This is a genomic window from Bartonella sp. AA9NXGY, assembly GCF_042196845.1.
GTDB lineage: Bacteria > Pseudomonadota > Alphaproteobacteria > Rhizobiales > Rhizobiaceae > Bartonella.
Genome location: NZ_JBHIRB010000109.1, coordinates 365 through 688 on the forward strand (window position 1 = coordinate 365; position 324 = coordinate 688).

1 pseudogene is annotated in these 324 nt (G+C 38.9%); it reads right to left on the reverse strand.

Annotation, left to right across the window (positions count from 1 at the left end):
* Positions 1–60: 60 nt before the first annotated feature.
* Positions 61–324 (reverse strand): annotated as a pseudogene (locus ACFIM6_RS10090) (ribonucleotide-diphosphate reductase subunit alpha); the annotation flags it as partial.

The window sequence follows — 324 nt, forward strand, 5'->3', positions numbered from 1 at the left end:
TCCAATTGACAGCGCAAACAACAGGATTCTTTGTTGTAATCTTTGTCATCTAATGCCCTCCTATAGTCTGCATGAAACGCAGCCATCTACTTCTGTTCCACTTAACGCCACTTGCCGCAACCGTATATAGTAAATACTCTTTATACCTTTTTTCCAGGCATAAATTTGTGCACGGTTAATATCACGCGTAGTGGCGGTATCAGGAAAAAATAACGTTAATGAAAGACCTTGATCAACATGCTGTGTAGCAGCAGCATAAGTATCAATAATTTTTTCAGGTCCAATCTCGTAAGCATCCTGGTAGAAATTCAAATTCGTATTATC